The organism is Nocardia sp. NPDC058058 (assembly GCF_042885355.1).
GTDB lineage: Bacteria > Actinomycetota > Actinomycetes > Mycobacteriales > Mycobacteriaceae > Nocardia.
The window spans coordinates 1-2,064 of record NZ_JBHVSA010000013.1 but is presented as its reverse complement, the minus strand read 5'-3'; the positions used below and the strand labels follow the sequence as shown (position 1 = coordinate 2,064).

Genomic DNA, 2,064 nt, shown 5'->3' with positions numbered 1-2,064 from the left:
CTCGGCCGGGACCCGGTAGGCGGAGCCGACGGCTTCCGTGGACACGTTCACCGACCGGCCCTGGGGGGCTTCGATGATGCCCTCCCACCGGTCCCCGAAGTCGTGCGCGCCGACGAGGTGCTGGCCGGGGTGCGCGCCGCCCGCGCCGGAGATGTGGTCGGCCCACACCTTGTAGAGGCCGCCCGGACCCGGGGCGGCGACCGGGCCGTCCTCCGGGGTGGGGGCGGTGATGCGGATCTTGCGGGCCGCCAGGGCGGGGCGGAGCTTGATGGTGAGGCCGGCCCACATCGTCCACCAGGCGGCGGAGACGAGTCCGGACACCGAGGCCGGGTCGAGGAACCCGGCCATGAGGGCGTCCGCGTACGCGGGGCCGAGGAACGCTCCCGGTACGGCGGCCATGGAGGTGAGGAGGCTGGAGCCCAGCAGGGTGGAGCGCTGGGCCGCCAGAACGTCCCCGATCCCCGTGGCGTTGACGATGTTCGCCGGGACGCGGCCTACGTAGTGCGCGGCGAAGGCTGCGCTGCCGCAGATCGTGGCGGCCGCGGTGAGCGCGGCGAGCCCGGGCTCCAGGAGCGGGGTCAGCGCGCCCAGGGCGGGCGGGGCGATCACCGAGACCAGCGCGGGGACCTGATCGGCGAGCTGAGGGCGGCGGGTCACGGTGATCTCCGACATGCTCGGTTACTCCTGTTCGTAGAAGGCGGCTCGGGCCATGCGGACGTTCATCGCACCGACCTGCTCGTCGATGCCCCCGTGGGACTTCTGGGCCTGGGCGTCGGCAGCGCGGGCGGCGCCGGCCACGCTGTCGGCGGCCGACGCGGTGGCGGTGGCAGCCGTGGTGACGCCGCGCATGATCCGCGCGACGTCCTTGGCCTCGCCAGTCGTGAGGGTGTCGACTTCGAGGCTGGCGAGCTGGTCGGCGACCTGGGCCACGCGCTGGGCGTTCTGGTTAGCGCGCTGGCCGATCCGCCGGATCGTCTCGCCGTCCCTGGCGACCGAGAAGGCCAGCTTCTGTACCTTCGCGCGCAGCGCGCGGTAGGTGGTCTCTGCCATGAGAGGTGCTCCTTATCGGGTGTAGAAGGCGCGTTCGGCGGGGCTGGTCTCGGGGGAGTCCGCCACGGCCTTGTAGACGCCGCCGTGGCGGGCCTCCGCGTTCTTGTTGAGGGTCCGCAGCGCCTCGATCCCGCGCTGCGCGGTGCCGTGCATCTTCTCCGCCTCCTTTGCCTGCGCTTCGGTCGCATCGCGGAGCTTCTGCAGGGAAGCGATCAAGTGCTTGCCGCCCTTGACCTTTGGGTCCTGGCACTGCTCAATCAGCGCCTGAATTTCCTTGACCCGGCCCGCCGAGACCTCCTTGGCCTGCTTGCACTGATCGGTGATCTGGTGGGTCTCCTGCTCCTTGCCGTCCAGGAACCTGGTGAAGGCGCGCAGGTTGCGGACCTCACCGCGGCTAAGGGTGCTGCCGCCGGGGAGATGCGCGGTGTCGCCGGTGAACGTCGCCGCGAGGGCCGCAATCCCCCCGGGGGGCGCGGCGGCGGGGGACGTCTGCGCGGGCGGGGTGGCGGGTTTGGTGGGCATGGGAGGAACTCCTCGGTTGCGATCGCGGGCGGCGTCCATCTGCTGTTTGTCTCGGGCGGCCTTGTCACGGATGGCCTGCTGGCCGTCCGCGTAGCCGTCCCGCCAAGCCGCCTCGTCAGCCTCGATGGCGGCGTGTTGCGCCCCGGTCCTGAAGCCCGCTTCGCGGGCCGGCTGGGCGGTGTACGGGCCCTTGCGGGGCTTGGTCTTGTCCCGCTTGCCGGCGGTAGTGGGGCCTGCCGGAGCCGGGGCAGTCGGTGCGGACGGGCCGGGCGCCGGCGGCCCGGACACCGGCGGGGGGCCCGGCGTGGTGGTGGCCGGGTCCGGCTGCGTCGCCGCGGGCTTGCCCCCCGTCTTGACCGGGTTGGGCGCCGCGGCCGTGCCGGGGGAGGGTGCCTTCGGCGGCTTGTTCACGGCGGCGGGCTCACCCTCCGGCGGCTGCCGCCCGCTCGTGTCCTTGCGGTTGGTCTTGTCATCGCGAGCCGTACGGTCCTG

The 2,064-nt window shown here is 73.1% G+C and carries 2 protein-coding genes and 1 pseudogene; all 3 read right to left on the bottom strand.

Features of this window, described 5'->3' with window-relative positions; all coding sequences use genetic code 11:
- On the bottom strand, positions 1 to 672 hold a 672-nt coding region (locus ACFVUS_RS43745), incomplete at its 3' end, for a hypothetical protein (protein WP_387781425.1).
- Between the two features lie 6 nt (positions 673 to 678).
- Positions 679 to 1,050, bottom strand: coding sequence for a hypothetical protein (locus tag ACFVUS_RS43740; RefSeq protein WP_073798086.1), 372 nt, complete (start codon positions 1,048 to 1,050; stop codon positions 679 to 681).
- A gap of 12 nt (positions 1,051 to 1,062) precedes the next feature.
- A pseudogene (locus ACFVUS_RS43735) lies at positions 1,063 to 2,064 on the bottom strand (hypothetical protein); the annotation flags it as partial.